Raw genomic sequence first — 24,160 nt, forward strand, 5'->3', positions numbered from 1 at the left:
ATATACTTGAAAGTTTAACTCTGATAAAATTAACAATTTTTTAAAATTGATACTTTCTGAAATAGGTTTGCTGCTTTGTAAATACTGAATGCATCATTTATTTGCAATAATGTTGCAAATAATAAAAGCATTCCTATATTTGCAACAACGTAACAAATATTTAAAAGTATGAAGAAACTTATCTATCCACTTATAGTGGTTTTAAATGCAGTGCCTAGCCTCATTTTGGCTCAAAATGTGCCTCTGGTGTCTAAAAAGCAAAACACTAATGCCAATGTTGCAGCATTATATGGGAAGATAACTGATGTAAAAGGTAAATTATTAGAAGGTGTAACTGTGTACATTGTAGATTTAAAGTTAGGTACTACTACCAATAGCATGGGTAAGTACCAATTTTATAACCTACCAAGTGGCAATTATTTGGTAGAAGTAAAAAGTATTGGCTACAAATCTGTGTCACAGAACATCGTTTTATCAAATCAATCTACCCACGATTTTCAGCTAATAGAAAGCTTTACAGAAGTTGGGGATGTAGTAGTTACTGGAGTTTCTAAGGCTACACTTATTAAAAGAGACCCCGTACCAATTGTGACGGTAAGCCATGATTATTTAACTACTAATTTATATACCAATGCAATTGATGCGATTGCAAAAATACCAGGTGTACGTGCTGTAACTACTGGTCCCAACGTATCTAAACCATTTATAAGAGGCTTAGGATATAATAGAATTTTAAGTTTATATGATGGCGTAAGGCAAGAAGGACAACAGTGGGGAGATGAACATGGTATTGAGGTAGATCAATACGGGGTTGATAAAATAGAAATAATAAAAGGACCTGCTAGTTTAAGTTATGGCTCAGATGCTTTGGCTGGTGTTGTAAACTTGATACCAAAACAACCTGCACCTGAAGGAAAAACGATAGGCGATGTAGTGTTAGATTATCAAACCAACAATAAATTTATTGGTGGCTCCGCAATGCTAGGCAGTACCCAAAATGGCTTTGAATGGATGGGGCGCATTTCTCACAAGCAAGCCACCAATTATCAAAATAAATATGATGGTCGCGTATTTGGTACAGCATTTAACGAGACTGACGCAAGTGCTTCTATTGGTTTGCATCGTAAATGGGGCTACTCCCATATGAATTTTATATTGTTTGATGATTTGCAAGAAATACCTGATGGTAGCAGAGATAGCGCCAGTTATCGCTTTACAAGACAGATTACAGAAATTGACACTGCAAGACAAATTGTATCTGATGCCGATTTGAAGAGCTATAAAATTGAAAAAATTCACCAGCACGTACAACATTACAGGGTGTATTGGAACAATAACATCGTGGTAGGAAATGGTAACCATTTGAGCGTCAACTTTGGCTATCAACACAGTATTAGGAGAGAATATAGCCATCCAATATTGTTTACCATACCGGGTTTATATTTACAATTAACATCATTTACATACGATTTAAAATATTCATTCAGAGAATTTAATAATTGGAATATTACCACAGGTATTAATGGTATGTATCAACAAAATACATCTTCAAATGGTACAGATTTTATCATTCCAAACTACCACCAATTTGATATTGGACCATTTATCACAGCCAAAAAATCATATGGTAAATTAGATATTGCTGCGGGTGCACGATTCGATATTCGTTCGTTTAAAAATGATGCCATGTATACGACTGCCAATCCTGTTACTGGCTTTGACATGCCCGTTTATGGCCAAGACACAGTGGGTGCTACTAATGTTTTCGCCAATTATTCAAAAACCTTTTCTGGCTTTTCTGGTAGTTTAGGTTTTACCTATAATTTCTCTGAAAAATTTTCTATGAAAGCTAATATTGGTAGAGGTTTTAGAGCTCCGAATATTTCTGAAATATCTGCCAATGGCGTACATCCAGGAACGAATTTTTATCAGATTGGTAATGCTGACTTTAAGCCTGAATTTAATTTACAAGAAGATATTGGTTTTGTATACAGTTCTAAATACATTACTGCCGAAGCAAGCTTATTTACAAATTATATCAATAATTATATTTACAATCAAAAATTATTAAGCTATACAGGGGCAGATTCTGTTACAAGTGTAAATGCACCTCAAACATTTAAGTTTCAATCATCGCGGGCAAATTTATATGGTGGTGAAATTAGCCTAGATGTACATCCCATAAAAGTATTACACTTCGAAAATAGCTTATCCATAGTATACGGTGATAACAAAGGGATAAAAGGCGCTAAAGCCGTAGCCGATTCGGAAAAATATTTGCCATTTATACCTCCTGTACATGGCATGTCTGAGTTGCGTTTTGATTTTAATGCAAAAAATGCACACTTTATTAAAGGCTTTGTAAAAGTACAAGCCGAGTATTACGCAACTCAAAACAGAGTTTACACAGCTTATAATACAGAAACAGTAACACCAGGTTATACGTTGTTTAATGCAGGTTTTGGCGGCACATTTACCAATAAACTCAACAAGCCTGTATTTAGCGTTTATATCATGGGTAATAACCTGTTTGATGTGGCTTATCAAGACCATTTGAGCCGTTTGAAATATTTTACATCATATCCAAATCCAACTACAGGTGTTAACGGAATTTATAATATGGGTAGAAATATTAGTCTGAAAATTAATTTTCCATTAAGTTTTTAAAGCGCCATACAAGGTTAGAAAATTTATGTACCGTAACAAGTCATAAGTTTTCTAACCTTTTCAATAGGTTTCCACTTTCGCCATTTTTTGTATCTTGCCTTCATGGATATTACAATTAATACCCCTGCCCTATTGTTTCCTGCTATTAGCTTAATTATGCTGGCTTATACCAACCGATTTTTGGCATTATCCAGTCGCATTAGACAATTACACGATAAGTATACCGCCGATAATGAACAAAAACAGATTATTCATGGGCAAATAAAAAATCTGAGATATCGCTTAAAACTTATTAAAAATATGCAGGCGCTTGGTGTAACTACTTTTTTAGGCAGCTTGCTATGCATGTATTTTATTTATATAGAGCATTTTGAAATTGCAAGATGGATCTTTGCAGGTAGTTTACTCTTATTTGCAGCTTCACTAGCACTATCATTACTAGAAATTCAGCTAAGTACCAAAGCACTAGAACTAGAACTGAGTGATATGGAAGGATTAGAAGATCCTACCGTTTTGCAATACCTAAAAAAGAAATTTGACCGTGATAAAGACTAGCGAAAACGTTTGCGGTGTACATTTTTTTGTATTTTGAGTAAATGATAATGAATTGTTAAGCATTTACGGGCTTACTTTGTTATACGAATGCTTCGCCAAATAGCCACCATATCATTATTATGCCTTTTTCTGTTCAATACTATTGGATACAGATTAGTAGTTAATATGCGCTTGCAACAAGCAGACGAACATTTAGAAGCTGCGTTAGATAATAAAACTTACAACGAAGCCGATTTATTTCTTGTAAAAATACCTATCAACTTACCATACCAAACCAACTGGAGCGGCTATGAACGTGTAGACGGGGAAGTTACTGTTGCTGGTGAAACATACAAATATGTGCAACGTAAAGTAGAAAAAGATACTATGTATTTGCAATGTATTCGGCACACAGAACGCAATACAATAGCCCAAAAGGCAAACGATTATCTTAGCAAAACCACCGATGTAGCTAATCACAACAATTCAAAAAAAACAAACAATACTGCCGCAAAATTTGCTGCTGAAGAATTTGTAAACCATATTATAGAATGGCAAATATTGGCTATAGCCAATGGCAAAACCTACAATGCCACCGTTCACAACATCACTACTAATACCCATTTACAGCAATTAATAAGGCCACCGCAAGCGTAATTTTTATTGTCAAAAATTATCCTTTCCCAACTACTGTATACCCATTTTTGGGGTAGCAGTTAATTTTCTATGGCTTAAAATTTAATCTAAAAGATGAAACGTTTCCTTATATGCTTTTGCGTAGCAGTATCCTTATTTGCATGTAAACCCAACAACGAATACAAAACTTTTTTACACGACCCACAATTATTTTCCAATACCGTACATGAATTAAACAGTGTGGTAATGGGCAATAATTTTCCGCCAATGATCGCAGCGCGTAACTATACCTATGCAGCAATTGCAGCATACGAAATAGTAGCGGCTGGCTATCCTAGTAAATATCAATCGCTTATAAATCAAATTCATGATTTAAAAGAAGTGGCAAAGCCAAACACAGCAGAACCGATTGATTACGAATTGGCTGCTTTTTTAGCCTATGTAAAAGTAGGTGAGGCAGTTACATTTCCTGAGGGTAGCATGCAGATGTTCAGAGATAGCATTTTACAAGTGGCAAGAGATAAAGGCTTGCCCAAAGCTGTAGAAAAAGCCTCTCAAACTTTTGCTGACAGTATGAGTATGAGTATTATTCGTTGGAGTAAAAAAGACAACTATGCACAAACACGTAGTGCTGAAAAATATACTGTAAAAGATATTCCTGGTCGTTGGGTACCTACACCACCAATGTACGCTCAAGCTGCTGAACCACACTGGAAAGAAATAAGAACTTTGGCTATTGACAGCGCATCACAGTTTATCGCGCCGCCGCCAATTCCGTTCAATATTACTGATAAAAACAGTGCTTATTATCAACAAGTGATGGCTTTAAAACATGCAGTTGATAGCCTTACTGACGAGCAAAAGCATATAGCTGAATTCTGGGACGACAATCCATTTAAACTCAATGTATCTGGTCATTTAATGTTTGCCACAAAAAAATTCTCACCTTCTGGACACTGGATGAGTGTAATAGGCATTGCAGCAAAAACAGCTAAAGTAGATTATGCTAATACCGTATTTGCTTACGCTAGAACATCAATTGCATTATTTGATGCCTTCATACAATGCTGGAACGCAAAGTATACCTATAATACCGTGCGCCCAGAAACAGTAATTAATAAGTATATTGACCCAGAGTGGCGCCCTTATTTACAAACACCAGCCTTTCCTGAATATACCTGTGGACACTCTACTATTTCGTCTGCCGCCGCCGAAGCATTGACAGATATTTTTGGAGACAACTTTGCTTACACAGATAGCACAGAGCTTGAGTTCGGCATTAAGAACAGAAGTTTCAAATCTTTTAGAGACGCCGCCTTAGAAAACAATATGGCTAGGTTTTATGGCGGTATTCACTTTCATCCCTCATGTATAGTAAGTACAGAACAAGGCAAAAAAGTTGGGCAATTTGTAGTACAAAAATTAAAGATGAAAAAATAGCTATTTGCTATCTAAATCCAAAAACTACATATAGTCATTGGCTTGCATAAATGCGTTTATATAGTTATATCACTACATGCTTATTGGATTTTGGTTTAGGGTTCGTAAAGGCGTTGTAAGTCTTTACAATGCCTATATTTTTTTAAAAATCATAAATAAACAATCATGAAAAAAATTATCATCATACTTTTTACAATCGTAATATTAAACCATCAATTACAAGCACAAGGTTGCGTAGCTATTCGTGGCGTAGGCGGCATGTGTATGCTAGGCAGTATGCAAGCAGATACAACTACCTGGCAATTAAGCATTAACAATCGCTACTATGATTCGTATAAGCATTTTATAGGCACAGTAGAGCAAAAGCAACGTGCAGCTCTTGGCACAGAAGTAATTAATCATGCTTACACTGCAGATATTTCCATAACGAAAAAATTAAATAGCAGATGGTCTTTAAGTTTTAATTTACCCATTAATTCTAACACACGTTCGTCGTTGTACGAGCATGGTGGTTTAGAGCGCCATACCACATCCTCTTTTGGTGTAGGTGATGTTCGGTTTACAGTATATAGAATGTTATTAAACCCTGCTACTTCACATAAAGGTAATATTCAATTTGGCTTAGGGTTAAAGCTACCAACTGGCGATTATAAATACCAAGATTATTTTTATACCACAACGCCTGGCGTAAGACTGTATGGCCCTGTAGACCAATCTATTCAGTTGGGCGACGGCGGCACAGGTTTTACTACAGAGTTAAATGGTTTTTATAATTTGTCGCACAAAGTGGGCTTTTATGGTACATTTTATTACTTGATTAACCCAAGAGAAACCAATGGTGTATCTACAGCACGTGGCGGTACACCTAGCGCAGCAAGTATTGCTAATGGAAGTGAGGTTATGAGTGTTCCTGACCAAATGATGGTTCGTTTTGGTGCAAATTTCAATTTTAATAAAATATCTGCATCGCTTGGTGTAAGAGATGAATGCTTACCAGTGCATGATCTTATAGGTGGTAGTAATGGTTTTCGTCGCCCAGGCTATATTATTTCTGTAGAGCCAGGGATTACTTACAAAACTAAAACAACCATATTTTTTGCCAATGTACCTATTGCATTAATACGCAATAGAACACAAAGTGTTCCTGATAAAATAACAACACAATTGACAGGAAAGTATACCCAAGGCGATGCTGCATTTGCAGATTATGCCATTAATGTGGGCGTAAGTTTTAAGTTCTAAAAGAAATTTTTTAGCCCCTTTAAGCTAGTAAAGCGTACTCGAAAGAGTGCGCTTTTTATTTTTAAGGCTTCATATTCATTTAAAAAACGTAAACACAATATGTACTTAGCTAATGCGTTTATAGCAAATAATACTTATCGAGGAATGGCGTTCTTACAAACCATTGACATACTATTAAACTAAAATAGTCTTACAAATATTTGCAAAGATTAATAACTTACTCATGAAGCCCTTAATTCAACTAATTAGTAGTGCCCTCTTACTAATTTTTTCAGTATCTATCAAAGCACAGCAAAATAGTCCTTGGAAAACTTATACCGACCAAATTGTGAACGGTGTACTGGCTGTACCTGGCAGTCATGAATATAGCTTGTCTGGTGGTCAAGGCTTTGCAGTATATTTAAAAAATCAAAATAAAGAAGGCGTAATCGTAACTGGTTTGCTTACCGCCAAAACAACTTGTGGTAAAAATGTAACAACAAGATTTAATGTTAATTTATTAGCAGGACAATCTTCGTCGGGCAGTAATTTCGATAAAACATCTTCTACAGGACAAACTGGTGTAGTAACTGAGGCAGATTGTGGAGGTGTGAGATTAGGTAAATCATACGATTATATTAACCGTATTAACAATGTCGTTGTTAGCGATTTAAAAGTATCGCCACTAAGTAATGCAAGTAATAATAACACAGATGTACCCACACCAACTATTACTAAAATATTTAAAGAGCCTGTAGTACAAACACTTACACCAGAATTTGATTCAACAGCATATTACAGAAATAATTGGTACAGCACAAGAGATTCTTTGATGCTACAAATTATTCAATTGAAAAATATGAATGCTATTTTATTGGATAGTTTAAGCAGAAGAAACTCGCCCGAAAAAATGCTAAACCCCGTAGCAATTAGCAAACCTGTTATTTCAAAAGTAGCAACAACCGTTAAGCCTTGGTCGTTGAGTATATTGGGTGGTTTAGGCTGGGATAAATTACCTCTAATTGCAAATTATGATACCAGCGTTGCAATGTATCGGGCATCATATACTTACAGTACATCTCATCAAGTATTGCAATTAGGTTTATTAGCGAAACTATTTAACGATAAGCAAATAAATTTAGAACTAAGTCCATTTGTATCTTATGGTATAAATTTTTTAAACAACCAAACCGGTAGCCATTTAACCTATGGCCTTAATGCATGCGTTTTGGCGGGTCTAAATAACACCTTACCAGTAAAATTAGCTTTAACTGGTAATTATACTGGTAGAAATGGTAGTTGGAATGAAAGTGTGAATAGTGCTGATTATAACTATAATTTGATAAAATATGGGGCAGGCTTAAGATTTCTAGGAAAGTACAATAAATTTTGGATTCAACCAGGTGTGTATTGGGATAATCCGAACGCAAAAATTACAGGCACAGCACCGTCCCTTGTTGCCGCAATTGATGCCGAAATTGCTAATAAATGGCGTTTAAATTTTAGTTATAGTTCAGACTATTTAAATCAGGGTACACAGAAATATGCCACTTTTTTCAATGGTCAGCAGAATTATTTTAGTATTAGAATTTTGGGTACCTTTTCTAGATTAAAATGATAATATCAATGGTTATCCAAATCGTAAAAATTAATAAATTTGACAAAAGACGAAATTATAACCTGGCTTTTCATAATAATCATGGTATTAATTACGTTTCACAGTATTAACGATGCTAATTCTACTAAAGAATTAAGACCTTACAAATCCAATCCTCTATGAAATGCGTTTTTCACCTATTCACTCTTTCAAAAGAACTTTATGAAACGTTTGTATCAAATAATCAGCAGCACAATACTATTTGTAATGGTTTGTATCACTGCTATCGGGCAAGATAATAGTCCATGGAAAAATTATGTTAGCCAAATAGTATCAGGTGTCTTATTTGCACCAGGCTCCCATGAATACAGTTTATCTAGCGGCCAAGGTTTTTTGGTGTACTTACGTAATGATAATAAAGTGGCCGTTACAGTAAGTGGCATTATGACTGCTAGAACCACTTGCGGCAATATTGTATCTACACGTTTTAAACTTACATTAGCGCCAGGCGAAATAAATGCAGGCAGTGATAATGATAAAGCCAAAGCTAGCGGACAAAGCGGCTGGGTAAGCGCTGCAGAATGTGCTGGTGTAAAATATGCCAAAATACCTAAGTATGTTAATAGAATAAGTAATGTGTCGTTAGGAGATATTCGCGTAACACCTGTATCGGGCAGCCTTTCCAAACTGGCAGATATTACACCTAGTATGACACCTGTGAGAGAAGCGAATTTACCAGTAGTAACCGCCCCAGTAGTTTCTGCGCCAAAATTTGACTCACTTGGTTTTTACAGATCACAATGGAATTATACAAAAGATTCATTGATGAATGAAATCTCATCACTAAGGGCTAAAAACAACGCCTTATTAGATACCATTAATTACAAAACTGTTATCTACAACAATCTGCAAAACACATTGCTAAATTCTGGTAAGAAAAAGAAGAAGTAAGGATTAAACTATAAAAATAAAACGCCTCTTGATTCAATTCAAGAGGCGTTTTTATTATTGGTTGTTATCACACAAACGATTGAGAATTGATGAATGCTACTACCAACATTCTAAATACGAAGTAAAAAAAGCATCCTTTATTAACAAAAAATGTACAAAAAATCAATTGATAAACCTAGAATGAAATAAAATAAGAAGATTACATCTATAAATGGTAAATATCTGTTAGATAGGAAATGATAGTATAGTAACCAAGTTCTTAAAAATAACTTTCTAGTATTAACTCACATACACTTAAACGTACTAGTGTTAATGTTATAACTTTTAAATATAAATGTGTAACAATAAAGCATAATAGGTAAAGCACCTTTGCATTTCATTAATATTTTAACAGTGAAACGATTTTTAGTTACATGTTCAATAGCACTAATTGCTACGAACCTACAAGCACAAACGAAAGATGCTAAATGGAATGTTGGCATAGTGGCTGGTATTACACAATACAAGGGCAGTTTGGGTAATAATTTTTACAAGTTCAATTCGCAAATGAATGTAGTAACAGGTGCAAGCGTTACGAGATACATTTCTGAACAAATTGATGTAAATCTCTTAGTAGCACGCGGCGGCTTAGGAATAAATAAGAATAATACTCACTTTGTTAATTATTTTTCTACTGCTTTATTAAGTGTGCGTTTGTATCTACTAAACAGAAATGCTGTTGTAAAGCCTTACTTAATGGTAGGCGCAGGTACTTTGTTTTACGATAAAAACTCAAATATTAAATCTGATATCATCAATATTATGGCACCATCGTATGGTGGTGGTGTTAATATTAATCTTAGCTCGTCTGTTAGGTTAAATTTTCAGGAAGGATTTCACCATACCAAAGCCGATAAAATAGACATAGACATACCAAACGAAAAAGCCACATTTCTTTTTCATACCATTGGCGTAAGTCTTGATTTGCCAAGTAAATCTCGCAAGTAATATTTGTTATTTTACGGTTGAAGGGCAGGCGATACAAGACTGCCTTTCAATTACTTAAAAATATGCTTTAGCAAAAGAGCTAATTTTAAAATCCAAACTTTAAGTATTGGTTTTATTCACAAAATAATCTTGGGTTTTGATAAGCGGGATTGGTGTGCAATTACAAAGACTGAGATATCATAGCTATTTCCGAGTAAGTAATCGCAGATTCAGGATTTAACTCTACTACTCTGCCTCTGTATACCCTAAACATATCCCAACCCATTTTTATACAAATTTCATCCCAAAGATTCTCGTAATACAAAATGGATTTCGAATCTTTTAACTGGTGAAAAATGGATGTTTTACTTTGGCTGATTGTTTCTATTTCTGTATAAAAAGGAATATAATTTTCTAACTGATGTACCAAAGAAGATTCACTATTTAAGTACGTTTTATGCAACTTCTTTTGCATTTGTACCAAATTAAAAAAACTAAAAATTTTTGTTTTAGAAGGTTGTAGTTTTTGCATGGCAGCTAGCAACATATCGTTGCAATACATCGATAGTGGGGCAGGAATATTGGGTACTAATAAAAGATCTGTTGCACAAAACACATTGTCGTGCATAGTAAATTTTCCTGGAGGGCAATCGATAATGACCACATCATAGTCGTCATTTACTTTAGACAATACATTTTTTACCAATTGGTTACTAAAAAAATCGAGCTTAGTAAGTTGCGAAGCATGATTAATAAACTGATCTGAAAAAAGCGTATCATTCGCAATAATATCAATATGATAAGTATCTGCAGGTTTAATGACGTCGTAAATAGAAATATAGCCACTAAAAAGTTTACCGAAATTTTGGTTGTTTTGATGCTCTTTGTCGAAGAAAAAACTTGTGCCACCTTGCGCATCTAAATCCCACACCAACACACTCAAATTCATCTTTGCAAGCAAACACGCTAGGTTAATAGTTGTGGTAGTTTTACCGACACCACCTTTAATGTTGTATATGGCAATTGTTTTCATGTTGGGGTTGTGGGCAAAAAAGGTTTTGCTAAAGGTAACAACAATTTTATGACATAGTAAACATGAAGCTTTTTTAGCCGCATATATCCTTTATTATTGTTGCAATAATAGCACTTGTACCCAAACAGATACACCGTTTTCAAGTACTTCAATCTCTGTTTGGAAGGTGCTAAATGCTAGCAACTGCGCAATGAATGGTTTGGCCAATAGTCGCTGTGGTGTGCTTAAAATAATAGTTGTTTGCTTCGCAAGAAAAACTTGTATCATCTCAAAAAGTACAGCAAAAGCAGCAGGCTCGTAGTTAATATCGCTTAGTAAAAGAACGTCGGCGGTAATAGTGGATGGTACCGTAAACCAATTAATTATTTGATAATCAATATTAGTAAGTTGATGATGATCTGCTGAGGCTTCTACAAAGTCTAGCGGTGCTTTTACATAATCGCTGCAACAAACACTTTGGGCATATTTTGCTGCCACTAAAGATGGTAGACCTAAGCCTGCAGCCAATTCCAACACCTGCTTATCTTGTAGTAATTGAGGGTGTGCTTGCAAAAACATACTTAAGCCAATGGCACTCGGCCAAACCTTTGCCCAATAAGGAAAATCTGCATTGGCATCAACTGATTTTTGTTCTAAATAAGCTTGCTGAATATCTGATTGTAGCGGCACAAACAAATCGAATGAACCGTTGTGTAATGGAACCGTTTGTAGGTATTTTGTAAAATTCATCTCTGTCATTCAAAGCATTCAATCAATCATGCTGCATCATTCCTATCAGTATCCATTGCCAGTTATTTTGCCCCTACCGCCACTGTTCTGTAGGTAGTGTCTGCACAGCCGTTGCCTTGTACTATTAGGCGTACCGTATAATTAGTAGCAACAGTGGTTTTGGTGTATACATTTTCTATAAAACTACTGTAATTATTGTCAGTAGTACCATTGCCAAAATCCCACAAAAACGCACTAATTCCGCCATGCGTAATGGTAGATTGGCTATTAAAACTATAGGTAGTAGTGGTACTTGTATTATTTACCAAAGTGGTATAAAAACTCGCTTTCGGCTTTGGATTGCTGCCTTTGGCACTCACCAGTTTATGTGTTTTGTAAATTACCCTATTGTTTAAAACCACGGTCATTATTACATCGTAATCGTTCATATATTGATACACGTATTTAATTGGGTAGGGTGCGGTGGTATCGCCTCTGCCGTCAGAAAAATTCCAAACATAATAAGCGCCCGATGGTACATTGGTAGCGGTAGGTGTAAATAAAAAATATTCGTTCGTACAAGCATCATAATCCACGGCATTAAAATCGCCAGTAATGGGATAATTAGCCAATACGGTTACATTCACTGTTGTATCTGCAGTGCAGCCCGCATCGGTTTGTATAGTAAGCTTTACAGGATACACTATATCGGTAGTGGCACTTGGAAATTGGTGTCTTATTAAGCCATTTGCTACGGTATCTATTTTGCTGCCATCATTCCAATTCCAGCGGTACTGTACCAATGCGCCACGATTAACACTTGAAGCACTATTAAAAGTGATATAATTAAGATTATCGTTAAAATCATTTTTATATGAAAAAATCGCAACCGGCTTTAGCTGCTGCCCCCAAGCTTTTACAGGAAACGTAGCCGTAGCAATAACATTTTGAGAGGTATCTTTTACATCTAACCGTATTACATAGGGCGACGGCGCATCATAGCCGTGCTGTACCGTTTTACCAGTAGCAATATTGCCATCGCCGAAATACCAGTTAAAAGTGGCAGCGCTTGGCAAATTGGTGGTACTAGCGGTTAATGTAAATAACTCCGTACTTGGATAGCAAGGTGCCGTTTTACTATAGCGAATTTCTACCGAACCAACGGTTACAATGGTTGTATCATGCGACGTAGTGACTGTACCAATAATGGCGGTTGAATCAACTGCATTGTTAGATGTTGTGTTATTTTTATTGCACGAAGTTGCCATTACTGCAAGCAGGAAAACCATACCACCATATGTAATTATTTTTCGCATTAATTAACTTCTCATTTATCCAAGCGAGTGCATTCTTTTGCTCAGTGCTTCAGCCTCTTTGGCATTTTTTTATAATGATGGTATTACAAAAGTACCATTAGCAGTATCCTTACAGCCACTATTGCCCGTAACAATAAACCGTACACTTTGTGTTTGGCTAGTGGTAGTTTTGGTGTAGGTCTGCTCTATATAGTTATTCAAATTATCATCAATTGTACCATTAGAAAATTCCCATCGATACCCTGTAAAATACCCATGTGGAATATTAGCTTGGCTATAAAAAGCCCAAGTAACACTAGTTGCGTCCTCCGATTTTACATTTTTGATAAACAAAGCCACAGGTCTTACATTTTGACCTTGTGCCCTTATTGATTTATTGGTTTTGTAAATAATATTGCCCTTATAAGTAACCGTCATTTTTATATCATAATTATTTTGATAAGTAAAATAATGTTTCACAGGATTGCCAGTTGCAGTGCCACTTGCATCAGCAAAATCCCATGTAAACACGCAACCACTTGGTATGCCTGTAACATTTGGGGTAAATATGAAATATTCGTTCGAACATACATCATAACTCACCGCATCGAAACCTCCACTTGGAGCATACACAGCTGCTACTGGTACGGATACTACGGCCGTGTCTTTACATCCAGAATTGGCTGTAGCCACGAGTTTTACAGGATACACGACATCATTAGGAACTTGCGGAAAATTATGTGGCGTATAAGCATTGGCAGTACTGGTGGTTGTACCATCACCCCAATCCCAAAAATAGTTGGTAAGTGTACCACGCTGTACCGATGATTGGCTAGTAAAAGCCATATTATTCACATAGTTCACATCGTAAATCTGACTACTAAAAACGGCATGCGGTGTTACTTGCTGCCCCCAAGCTTTTACATTTACCGTAGTAGCACTAAGTACAGCACCCGCACTATTTTTAATAGTACATATTACTGTGTATGAGCCCGTAGTCTCATAAATATTTTTTACGTTAATACCTGTAGAAGTATGGCCATCGCCGAAATCCCAATTATAAGTTGCACCGCTAGGCAAGCCTGATGCAGTAGCTGTAAATGCAAAAATCTCGTTGCTTGGGTAGCAAGCCGAAGTTTTGCTGTATGTAAGTGTTACGGTGCCTAGCGTTACAGACACCGTATCTTTATAAGGCGACGTGGTACCACCTACCACAGGCGTTACAGTTTCAGTATTGGCAGGCGTATCTACCCCTTTGTTACAGGCCACCATTAACCCGCAAAAAGCTAATAAAAGAAACAATATTCGAGGCATACTTTTCATACTATTGGGTTATCTCATGCAAAGTAACTAAACTATTAATGTAAGCTACCACTATAGGATGCTTTTCAGCACCAATTTGATGCATTTGTAGATAATTTACAACATAGTACTACAAGTATGAACATTATTGCATAGGTCTAAGTAATCACAATCGTCTATGATACATTCAATTAATCATTGTAAGCAATCAAATCATTGCAGCAATGCTACTTATTTATGCAGTACTTGTGCCCTTTCAAGCCTATCGTTGATGGCTTTACCTAGCCCTTCATCAGGAAAAACTTCAGCAATTATCACGTCGTAGCCTTTACCATCTAGCTGACGCATCACATTGAACAAATGTTGTGCAGCTTCTGTCAAATTACCATCTACCGATAGCAAATATTGCTGTGCCTTGGGTAGGCCTTCGTAATATGTATTCAAACCAATAATGGCGACTTTTTTATCTGCAAATTCGGCCAACAATGCCTTCACATCACCACGAATTAAAGGGGTTGTGGTTGCGTAATGGCTTTTCAATTGACCAGAAGTTACTGGCTTATGGACGGTGGTTGCAGGTAATTGCACTTTCTTACCAATCAAAGCTTCTATAGCTTCTATATTAACACCACCTACCCGATGAACCACCACTGCATCCGCCACCACTTCTACAATGGTTGATTCTACACCTACCGTACAAGCACCGCCATCTAAAATATAGGGTATTCGCCCGCTCAAGCCGTCGTACACATGCTGAGCGGTAGTTGGACTTACATAGCCAAACACATTGGCACTTGGCGCCGCCAATGGAAAAGGCAATTGCTGTAATAACGCCAACGTCAGCGCATGGTTAGGCATACGAACCGCCACTTTTGGGCTACCTGCCGTTACCAAATCTGGCACAACAGGTAGTTTGGGTAATAGCAACGTAAAAGCGCCGGGCATAAAGGCATGGGCGAGTTTTTGGGCTAAATCATTCATAATAGCATATTGTGAGATAGCCGATATACTGCCCACATGCATAATCAGCGGATTAAAACGCGGTCTGTTTTTAGCGTCAAAAATTTGTACCACGGCTTTTTCATCCAATGCATTGGCAGCCAAGCCATATACCGTTTCAGTTGGTATGGCTACCAATTGCCCCTGCTGTAAAATTTGCGCTGCAGCTTGCACATCTGTACCAATAATTGTTTGCATAAATACCTTGCTAAAGCCGCAAAAATACTAGGTTGTGGTGGTTTATTGTGCTTGTTGCGTATTTGGGCATTTGTGTAAAATAACAAGGGGCTGCCGCTCGGCCGTTTCTGAATGCCTCTTAGCCATTTTTTAGTGCCCCTCACCCATTTTCTGGTGCCTCTCAACCATTTCTGAGTGACCCTCAGCCATTTCTGAGTGACCCTCAGCCGTTTCTTGGTGGCGCTCTGCCATTTTTGAGTGCCTCTTACCCATTTTTGAGTGACTCTTAACCGTTTCTTGGCGGCGCTCTGCTATTTTATGGTGAAGCTGAGGTTTTAGACCTTGAAGGTTTTTTGAAACCTTCAAGGTCTAATGGTCAAGGTCTAAAAATCTATACTTTTTATATCATTAAATTTAATAGTATGGCAAATTCTCATACTTTTATAATAACATCGAATTAACAATATCTATGAACAAGTATTTACTAATTATTTTTTGCAGTTGGATAAGTGCTTGCAGCTTATTTGAAACCAACGCCACAATAAAAAATCCAAAAAACAAATTAGCAATAATTACCCAAAAAAGAGACTTGAGCAATAAAGCCATGTCCATTGGCCCCTATTTTAACACATCAAAATGCGAAATTGAAATTGAGTGTGATTGCTGTGCAAGTGATTTATTGTTTATTGATGATAAGCGCTTTGTGTACATTGCTTATTGCCTAGAAAGTGATTCTTATTTAAAAGGCGTTTACGAAGCTAATGATACGTCAATAACCCTTCATTTTGATGGTAAACAAATTATTAAAGAGCATAACCTTGATGACCCTAAAGATTCTCTTGGCTTAGCTAAACCTGAGTTTATTTTAAAAGATACTATTAATAAAGCCACTACTTTAACTACATCAAAATACCAATGCGGCAAAATAGCTTATTACAAAATAGGAAGAGAGAACCCTGAATACGGTGTGTTTGACAAGAAAGGCGATGTAAAAGCAGCTATTGCAGCCATGAAAAAAGAGCAAATTTGGCAGCGATTGAAATGGTAAATAAAAAGCCCCGCTTTTCAGCAGGGCTTCCTAATTCATGACACATTTTTCTACTAAGCTTCTGCTTCCATATAGCTTTCGATTGGCTCGCAAGTGCATACCAAGTTTCTATCGCCATAGGTGTTGTTAATACGTGCAACAGAAGGCCAGAATTTATTTAAGGTAACATAGTACAGAGGAAATGCTGCTTCTTTACGGCTATAAGGCAAATCCCAAGTATCGGCACAAACCACCGCTTGTGTATGTGGCGCATTTTTTAGCGGGTTATTTGTTTTGTCGAATTTACCTGCTTCAATGGCTTTAATCTCATCATAAATACCAATCATCGCATCGCAGAAGCGGTCTAGTTCTGCTTTGTCTTCACTTTCTGTGGGTTCTATCATAATCGTTCCTGCCACAGGGAAACTCATGGTTGGCGCATGAAAACCATAGTCTATTAAACGCTTCGCCACATCTTCGGCTTCTACACCTGCTGTTGCTTTAAACGGACGCAAATCGATGATAAACTCATGTGCTGCCGTACCGTTTGTGCCAGTATATAAAATTGGATAGTATTTCTCCAATCTTGCTTTCATGTAGTTAGCGTTTAAAATAGCGTATTCTGTAGCCATGGTTACACCATCAAAGCCTAGCATTTTAATATAAGCATAGCTAATAAGCAAAATAGATGCAGAACCATAAGGCGCAGCGGAGACAGAGCCGTTACCAGTTGCTAGTTGTTGGTTGCCAGTATAATGACCTGGCAAGTGCGGCGCTAAATGTTCACGCACACATATTGGGCCCATGCCAGGACCACCACCACCATGCGGTATAGCAAATGTTTTATGCAAGTTTAAGTGGCACACATCAGCACCAATTTCAGCAGGTGAGGTTAAACCTACTTGTGCATTCATATTCGCACCATCCATATATACTTGACCACCAAGCTCGTGTATAATACCGCAAATTTCTTTAATGGTTTCTTCAAATACACCGTGTGTAGATGGATAAGTTACCATCAAACCTCCCAAAGTGTCTTTGTATTGTTCAGCTTTTAATTTTAAGTCAGCCACATCAATATGGCCTTCTTCCGTACCTTTTACTACCACTACTTTCATGCCCGCCATTACCGCACTTGCAGGATTAGTGCCATGTGCAGAAATAGGAATTAATACTACATTTCTGTGTGCATTACCATTGGCTTTATGATAAGCCATAATGGTTAATAAGCCTGCATATTCGCCTTGTGCCCCACTATTTGGCTGCAAGCTACAAGCATCAAAACCAGTAATGGTACACAAGTATTCAGATAATTCATCTATGATTTGCTGATAACCTTCTGTTTGGCTAGCTGGTACAAATGGATGAATACCACCAAATTCTGGCCAGCTTACTGGTATCATTTCTGTAGCAGCATTCAATTTCATGGTACAGCTTCCAAGCGAAATCATGCTTGTATTTAACGATAAATCTTTGTTTTCTAGTTGTTTAATGTAACGCATCATTTGGCTTTCGCTATGATGTATGTTAAATACAGGATGTGTTAAATAAGCAGAAGTACGTGTTGCAAAAGCAGGTAATGAAGTCAATGTATCATCGCTATCAAACTCAATTTCTGCTTCGTTTAAGCCTTTCAATTGCGCAAATACATACACAATATCAAGTATGTCTTTTTGTGAAGTGGTTTCATCTAAAGAAATGCCTACATGGTTCGCATCAATATACCTGAAATTCACTTTGTTTTGTAGCGCAATTGGGCGCAATTGTTCAGCATCTACTTTTATAACTACCGTATCAAAATAAGCCGAATTAATATTTTCAAAGCCTAATGCTGCCAAGCCTTTGCTTAATACCAAAGCCAATGTAGCCACGCGTTCTGCAATATTTTTTAAACCTTTTGGCCCATGATATACGGCATACATCACAGCCATATTGGCTAATAATGCTTGTGCAGTACAAATATTAGAGGTTGCTTTTTCACGTTTTATGTGCTGCTCTCTTGTTTGCAAAGCCATACGCAACGCTCTGTTGCCTTGCGCATCAATACTTACACCAATCAAACGACCAGGCATACCACGTTTAAATTCATCTTGCGTAGCAAAAAATGCCGCATGAGGACCGCCGTAACCCAATGGCACGCCAAAACGTTGCGCCGAACCCACAGCCACATCTGCACCTAATTCACCTGGGCTAGTTAATAAAGTTAAAGCCAATAAATCGGTCGCCATCACCACATAACCTTTCGCGGCATGTACTTCAGTTATAAAGGTTTTATAATCTTCTATGCTACCGTTACTGTTGGGATATTGTACCAATGCACCAAAATAAGTATCATCAATTTGTGCGGTTTTATAGTCGCCAAAAACTAATTCCACACCTATCGGGAAAGCTCTAGTAATTAATACATCTTTGGTTTGTGTAAAGGTTAACTCGTCAACAAAAAACTTGGGCTTTTCGGCTTTGTCGGTTTTGTTGACATGGTGAAACAACATAGCCATTGCTTCAGCGGCTGCAGTGGCTTCATCTAGCAGGCTGGCATTAGCAATAGCTAGACCTGTTAAGTCGCATATCATCGTTTGAAAGTTCAATAAACTCTCCAATCTGCCTTGACTAATTTCGGCTTGGTAAGGCGTGTATTGTGTATACCAACCTGGATTTTCGAAAATATTGCGTAGAATGACGCTTGGTGTAATCGTGTTGTAATAACCTTGGCCGATATATGTTTTATACAATTTGTTCTTAGCAGCAATTTCTTTTAACGACTGTAAATACTCGTACTCACTTATTGCCTCAGGCAAGTTAAGCGGTTCCTTCAAGCGAATAGAGGCGGGTACTGTTTTACTAATTAAGGCTTCTATACTTGGCACGCCAATGGTTTGCAACATGGCTTCGGTGTCGGTACTGTTTGGTCCGTTGTGTCTTCTTTGAAATTCTGTGTTTTGCTGTTGAAACAAATTCATAGCGTGTGTTTTATGTATGTTACTAGCTGTCGCCCCGATAGCTATCAGGATTCAATTTAACTTCGTTTCGCCGCAGGCGGACTCTTGTACAATTTAGATACTAGTGAGCTTTTGTCGAAGTGAGCCAATTTGAGGCTGCAAATGTAATATTCTATAACGTGCTATCGGGTAGTTTGTTAAAACGAGCGAGCTTTAATGTGCGAAACTTGGTACAAATCGTATTTGCTTTTAAAATTTCATTAATTAGTAAGCAAATACTTGTAAAAATTGCAAGCGTATAGGGTTTAAAATTTGAGGAAATATCGCAAAAGCATAGAAATTTTTAGAAATTATCTATTAACTACAAATGCCTCCAACAAGTTAGAGGCATTTGTAATTTAAGCAGCAAGCAAGTAAATCGTTAGAGGCCAAAGTTTTCATAATATCCAATGTATTTTGCAAACCGTTTCGGGTTGTGTGATACAGTCGATATTAAATCGTTGAAGCAAATTTGGATAAAAAATTAACAATTAGTTTACACCAACTTTAAATTGTGGGAAACTAGCTTATTATAAAAAAAATAATTCGATGTTAAAAGTGGCCTAGACCTCAAAAAATAAAGTTTCGCTAAAGAAAATCACACTAATAGTACTTTATACTGCTTAGAAACGCCGAAAAAGAGTTAATAACACAATATTTATTTACAGACGATTTTTTTAAATTTTATCCACATTTCTAAAAAAGCGATTTTTCACCTCGAAAAATCTAATTCTGAAGCATTTTGAGGAGGCAAATGATAGGTATGTTCTCGCTCAGCCGCTCTCATTTCTTCGCTCGTTTGTCGACTCCCGTCGTGGCTATAACCTGGCGGCCCAAACACATAATGCAGCTTTTGAATCCATGTAATATCTTGTTGCGAAATGTCTTTAATTATCTGCTGCCATTCGTGAAAAACAATAGTTGCAGCATTGGGGTTGTCTATATTTTTCGTAAGTCCATATTGTATTGGTTGGTACTCTGCTACAGGCAATTCTGCTTGAAACGTACCAAATAATTTATCCCAAATGATTAAAAACATACCCATGTTTTTGTCTAAATATTTAGGATTACTGGCATGGTGCACCCTATGATGCGATGGTGTCACCATCACATATTCCAACCAGCCCATTTTGTTGATCAATTCTGTATGTACAAAAATGCCCCAAATTTGCGTAGCACTATAAACAAACGCTATATCTAGTGGCTTAAATCCTAGCAAGGGCAAGGGAATAAAGTAAATAAAGCGGTATAAAGGTTGGAACACAGAAGAGCGAAAACCGACTGTAAAATTCATTACTTGACTGCTGTGGTGTGTTACATGCGTTGCCCAAAAAAAGCGTATTTCATGATCGAAACGGTGTAGCCAATAATATAAGAAATCTTCTGCAAGCACCAATAGTACCCAATACAGTAAGCCTTGCTGCCAATTAATAAGTTTATGATTAAAGCAATAAGCAAATACTCCTAAATACATCACACGAAACAGCAAATCGATACTCCCATTTAGCAGCATCAAGTATATGTTTACAATTGTATCCTTTAGTGTGTAGTTTTTGCGATGTTGCCAATGCGATAATAATAATTCGGTAGCAATTAATACCAAATAAATTGGTGTAGATATTAAAATCAGCCATTGCTCGCTTATTGCTTCCATGTAGTTTTGTATGTGTTACAAAGTAAGGATTACAAAAGCACATAAATTTCTATTAAATTGTTAAGTATGGCTGAGGACGTAAGTTTGGACAATTGGGAGCAAAAAAGTAAAGACCACACCAAACAATACAAAAACTTCTTGCAAAGAGCCGATAAAAACAAAGTTTTAAAAGCTTTGCCCGATTTACACGAACAAGCTTTTAAAAAAATAGATTGCCTCAACTGTGCTGCTTGCTGCAAAAACTACAGCCCACGTTTTAAAACCACCGATATTAAACGCATCAGCAAGCATTTAAAACTGCGTGAAAGTGTATTTATTGATACCTACTTAAACTTAGACAGCGATGGTGATTATGTCGTAAAATCTTCCCCTTGCCCATTTTTAGGCAGCGATAATTATTGCAGCATTTACGAACAAAGACCAAGCGACTGTCACCGTTTTCCTTACACCGATGAAGATGTATTACTAAAAAGACCCGCCATTACACTTAAAAATGCCACCTTCTGCCCGGCCGTATATTTTGTATTGGAAAAATTGATGCCTTAGTGTTCAGTTTTAATAAACAAATTGCTTAGGGTTTTTGTGACAAAATAAAATGTCACAGCTAGTGCGGGTGGTGGAAAAAGATGTTTTAGAAATTGATGCTGAAACAGCGAAAATTATTTTACTCAATTACACCTTATAAAATTTTAGTATTATATTGTAAGTAGCAGTAATGCTAAACCTTGGTTTATATGCTCACTATTTACTTTTTTTCTAGTATAATTTACGTGAGGATGGATGCCAAAGCTTACAAGTTCATTAGCTTTACTATAATGTTTAAAATTATGGGAAGGATTCACTATTACTTCTTCTGTTTGTATAATCTATTTTATAAGGACGGGTTTGCTTTTCAGGAAAAAACATCTTCGAGAGCGCTGCCAATCGAACAAAGGGCTATTGCAGTACTTTGCTTCAGTACATGGCTTTGGACAATATTAGCAAGATTTATTTTTGTTGCCTCGTTTCACCCTGCTTACAATGCATTGCTTATGAAATATGAATTTTTGATACCAGTAATTGCATTTTCTATCTATTACTTCTATTTTATTGACAACAATAGATACATAGAAATCTACAATCGATTTAAGTCAACAGACAAATTAATTCAAAAGCAGAATTCGAAAAAAGTAATCATATTTTTAAGCATGCCAATTCCTTTATTAATTATTACGGGGCTAACAATAAAATATATTTTTCATATGAGCTTATTCGATTTAATATACTAAGTTATTATCCTGTAATAGTACCATCTTTATGTTAGAATAAATAATGGTACAAGAATTATTTTAAAGCGCTAGTAATCAATTTGTCAATAAAAAACATTATGAAATCTGAAACCATTATTGGGCTTGTAGCAGGTGTTATTATTACTTACATCACAACAACGCTAGTTTATGATTTTCTAAAAGAAAATGACAAGTCAGAAAAATATTTAAAAAGAAAGTTTGAATATACTTTCTTAGACTTAATTAGTCTAGGATTTTACAACGCGATGCAGCTTGCACTTGGTAGTTTTTTTGTGTATCTAGGTTTTGTACTAGTACCACAAACTACTTATTTCTCATTACTATTATGCGTTTTAGGCTCCTTAATAACAATAAACTTTTTTTTGTTCTTCAATCATTTGTTTTACGAGCTAGTACAGAAAATTACCATTGATAAAAATACAATGCTTATAAGTTGTAAACGCTTTAGCCAAGTAACGTCTTTTTATTTGAACGATGCTGCTACATTATTAACCGTCTACGAACCACCCTATCAAAAAAGATATGGCGGTAGAGGTATTAGATGTTTTGGTGCAGACTTTGGCATTTGTAAAATTTCAAATGGTGAAGCTACAGTAATAATTACAAATTTAAACCGTATCAAAACTAAAGAGCTAACTGGTTGCATAGCATCTAATAATACAGAGACAGTGTCAAAGCAAGTAAATTTTATTTTGTAAAACTTGTTAGCATTACTCTAATGGAACTATTAATGAGGCAATGCAACTACTTAATTGATTTTAAAACTAAGGAACTCTACTTAGTCGTCAACTCTTCATAAGCCGCTTGCAAGTTTCTATCAATACCTGTGCCTTGCATTTCTGTAACGCCAGGTATGGCTTTGGCTTTTACAATCTCGTCTTTGCTTTTGCCAGCTTTTATTTCGTCATCTACAAAGGCTAACAGTTTTTCTATGTAGTCTTTAAATACTTTAATATCTTCTTTATTGCCAGTTACTTTCTCAGGGTCAAAAGCATGACCAAAAACAAATATTGTTTCATTATCATAAGTAACTAACGCTTTATCAAGTACTTGAATCCAATTCTTGAGGCTCGCACCAGCAGTTCTATCAATCACAGGATAACGTCTATTAAACATTAAATCGCCCATATGTGCAATATTGGCATGCTCAAAATGTATAATAACATCGCCATTTGTGTGGGCAGCCCCAAAATACTGTGCTTTTATATGTTCGTTACCTATTTTTTGTTTCCAAGTATCGGTAAATGTGATGTCTTGAAACAATTGCTTGTCTTCATTTTTTTGCGCAGCGGCTACACGTTTGTAATTAATTAAGCAATTCTCATGCCCTACCACATGACCAACCATATCTTTAAAACTAATATTACCACCTGTATGGTCACCATGATGGTGTGTATTGATAAGGTAGGTAAACGGCTGCTCGTGTTGCTTTTTTAATTCGTCAATTAAGTGTTTTGATTGGTCAGGGAATTGAGAATCAACCACTACGATACCTTTTTTGGAGACATGAAAAGCGATAGTACCGCCACGTTCGGTAAAGATGCCTATATCGTTACGCAACATGGTTATTTTAAAAGTTGGCTGCTGTAGCAAGTTGGCTAGCAATTCCTTAGGCGTTAACGCTAATAAACCAACTGATAAACTAGAAGTGCGTAAAAATGAGCGGCGTTGCATAATAGATGTTTT

General features: G+C 36.4%; 19 protein-coding genes. 11 read left to right on the forward strand and 8 right to left on the reverse strand.

Translation table 11 applies throughout. From position 1 onward, the window contains the following. The first annotated feature begins 168 nt into the window (after nt 1-168). The 8 genes from ACFOW1_RS08030 (at nt 169) to ACFOW1_RS08065 (ending at nt 10,033) form a co-directional block, all read left to right on the forward strand. Nucleotides 169-2,667, forward strand: a complete 2,499-nt coding sequence (locus ACFOW1_RS08030) for a TonB-dependent receptor (protein WP_379013444.1) — start codon at nt 169-171, stop codon at nt 2,665-2,667. Nucleotides 2,668-2,769: 102 nt separating this feature from the next. Then, nucleotides 2,770-3,222: a DUF2721 domain-containing protein gene (locus tag ACFOW1_RS08035; protein ID WP_379013445.1), complete on the forward strand. Its 453-nt coding sequence runs from the start codon at nt 2,770-2,772 to the stop codon at nt 3,220-3,222. Between the two features lie 165 nt (nt 3,223-3,387). Then, nucleotides 3,388-3,858, forward strand: coding sequence for a hypothetical protein (locus ACFOW1_RS08040; RefSeq protein WP_379013446.1), 471 nt, complete (start codon nt 3,388-3,390; stop codon nt 3,856-3,858). Nucleotides 3,859-3,951: 93 nt separating this feature from the next. Then, complete coding sequence (locus ACFOW1_RS08045) at nt 3,952-5,277, forward strand: vanadium-dependent haloperoxidase (protein WP_379013448.1); 1,326 nt, start codon at nt 3,952-3,954, stop codon at nt 5,275-5,277. 165 nt (nt 5,278-5,442) lie between these two features. Continuing rightward, nucleotides 5,443-6,519 (forward strand): hypothetical protein, encoded by a 1,077-nt coding sequence (locus tag ACFOW1_RS08050; RefSeq protein WP_379013449.1) that lies wholly within the window; start codon nt 5,443-5,445, stop codon nt 6,517-6,519. A 223-nt stretch (nt 6,520-6,742) separates the two neighbouring features. Continuing rightward, nucleotides 6,743-8,116: a hypothetical protein gene (locus ACFOW1_RS08055; RefSeq protein WP_379013451.1), complete on the forward strand. Its 1,374-nt coding sequence runs from the start codon at nt 6,743-6,745 to the stop codon at nt 8,114-8,116. 201 nt (nt 8,117-8,317) lie between these two features. Then, the gene (locus ACFOW1_RS08060; protein WP_379013453.1) at nt 8,318-9,046 is read left to right on the forward strand and encodes a hypothetical protein; all 729 of its coding nucleotides are present in this window, start codon (nt 8,318-8,320) and stop codon (nt 9,044-9,046) included. 393 nt (nt 9,047-9,439) lie between these two features. After that, on the forward strand, nt 9,440-10,033 hold the full coding sequence (locus ACFOW1_RS08065; protein WP_379013454.1) for an outer membrane beta-barrel protein: 594 nt from the start codon (nt 9,440-9,442) through the stop codon (nt 10,031-10,033). Between the two features lie 160 nt (nt 10,034-10,193). Here ACFOW1_RS08065 and ACFOW1_RS08070 read toward each other — a convergent pair whose 3' ends face one another. From ACFOW1_RS08070 to ACFOW1_RS08090, 5 genes are all read right to left on the reverse strand, one after another. Beyond that, entirely contained in the window at nt 10,194-11,045 is an 852-nt protein-coding gene (locus ACFOW1_RS08070; RefSeq protein ID WP_379013455.1) for a ParA family protein, read from the reverse strand. A gap of 93 nt (nt 11,046-11,138) precedes the next feature. Then, nucleotides 11,139-11,783, reverse strand: a complete 645-nt coding sequence (locus ACFOW1_RS08075; protein ID WP_379013456.1) for a class I SAM-dependent methyltransferase — start codon at nt 11,781-11,783, stop codon at nt 11,139-11,141. Nucleotides 11,784-11,836: 53 nt separating this feature from the next. Further along, a complete protein-coding gene (locus tag ACFOW1_RS08080) occupies nt 11,837-13,069 on the reverse strand; it encodes a PKD domain-containing protein (protein WP_379013458.1) in 1,233 nt (410 codons plus the stop codon). Nucleotides 13,070-13,138: 69 nt separating this feature from the next. Further along, on the reverse strand, nt 13,139-14,362 hold the full coding sequence (locus ACFOW1_RS08085; RefSeq protein ID WP_379013459.1) for a PKD domain-containing protein: 1,224 nt from the start codon (nt 14,360-14,362) through the stop codon (nt 13,139-13,141). Between the two features lie 219 nt (nt 14,363-14,581). Beyond that, on the reverse strand, nt 14,582-15,547 hold the full coding sequence (locus ACFOW1_RS08090; RefSeq protein ID WP_379013460.1) for an L-threonylcarbamoyladenylate synthase: 966 nt from the start codon (nt 15,545-15,547) through the stop codon (nt 14,582-14,584). A 448-nt stretch (nt 15,548-15,995) separates the two neighbouring features. On the opposite strand from ACFOW1_RS08090, the gene ACFOW1_RS08095 reads away from it, so the two are divergent. Continuing rightward, nucleotides 15,996-16,574: a hypothetical protein gene (locus ACFOW1_RS08095; RefSeq protein WP_379013462.1), complete on the forward strand. Its 579-nt coding sequence runs from the start codon at nt 15,996-15,998 to the stop codon at nt 16,572-16,574. A gap of 53 nt (nt 16,575-16,627) precedes the next feature. Here the strand turns inward: ACFOW1_RS08095 and gcvP are convergent, their stop codons facing one another. Beyond that, nucleotides 16,628-19,513: an aminomethyl-transferring glycine dehydrogenase gene (gcvP, locus tag ACFOW1_RS08100; RefSeq protein ID WP_379013463.1), complete on the reverse strand. Its 2,886-nt coding sequence runs from the start codon at nt 19,511-19,513 to the stop codon at nt 16,628-16,630. A 730-nt stretch (nt 19,514-20,243) separates the two neighbouring features. Further along, on the reverse strand, nt 20,244-21,185 hold the full coding sequence (locus ACFOW1_RS08105) for a sterol desaturase family protein (protein WP_379013465.1): 942 nt from the start codon (nt 21,183-21,185) through the stop codon (nt 20,244-20,246). A gap of 66 nt (nt 21,186-21,251) precedes the next feature. Here ACFOW1_RS08105 and ACFOW1_RS08110 point away from each other — a divergent pair, with 66 nt between their 5' ends. Both ACFOW1_RS08110 and ACFOW1_RS08115 read left to right on the forward strand, forming a co-directional pair. After that, nucleotides 21,252-21,731, forward strand: coding sequence for a YkgJ family cysteine cluster protein (locus ACFOW1_RS08110; protein WP_379013467.1), 480 nt, complete (start codon nt 21,252-21,254; stop codon nt 21,729-21,731). An 820-nt stretch (nt 21,732-22,551) separates the two neighbouring features. Continuing rightward, on the forward strand, nt 22,552-23,172 hold the full coding sequence (locus ACFOW1_RS08115; RefSeq protein WP_379013468.1) for a hypothetical protein: 621 nt from the start codon (nt 22,552-22,554) through the stop codon (nt 23,170-23,172). 76 nt (nt 23,173-23,248) lie between these two features. Here ACFOW1_RS08115 and ACFOW1_RS08120 read toward each other — a convergent pair whose 3' ends face one another. Further along, entirely contained in the window at nt 23,249-24,148 is a 900-nt protein-coding gene (locus tag ACFOW1_RS08120; protein ID WP_379013469.1) for an MBL fold metallo-hydrolase, read from the reverse strand. Nucleotides 24,149-24,160 lie beyond the last annotated feature (12 nt).

This window comes from Parasediminibacterium paludis (assembly GCF_042651445.1).
Taxonomy (GTDB): Bacteria; Bacteroidota; Bacteroidia; order Chitinophagales; family Chitinophagaceae; genus Parasediminibacterium; species Parasediminibacterium paludis.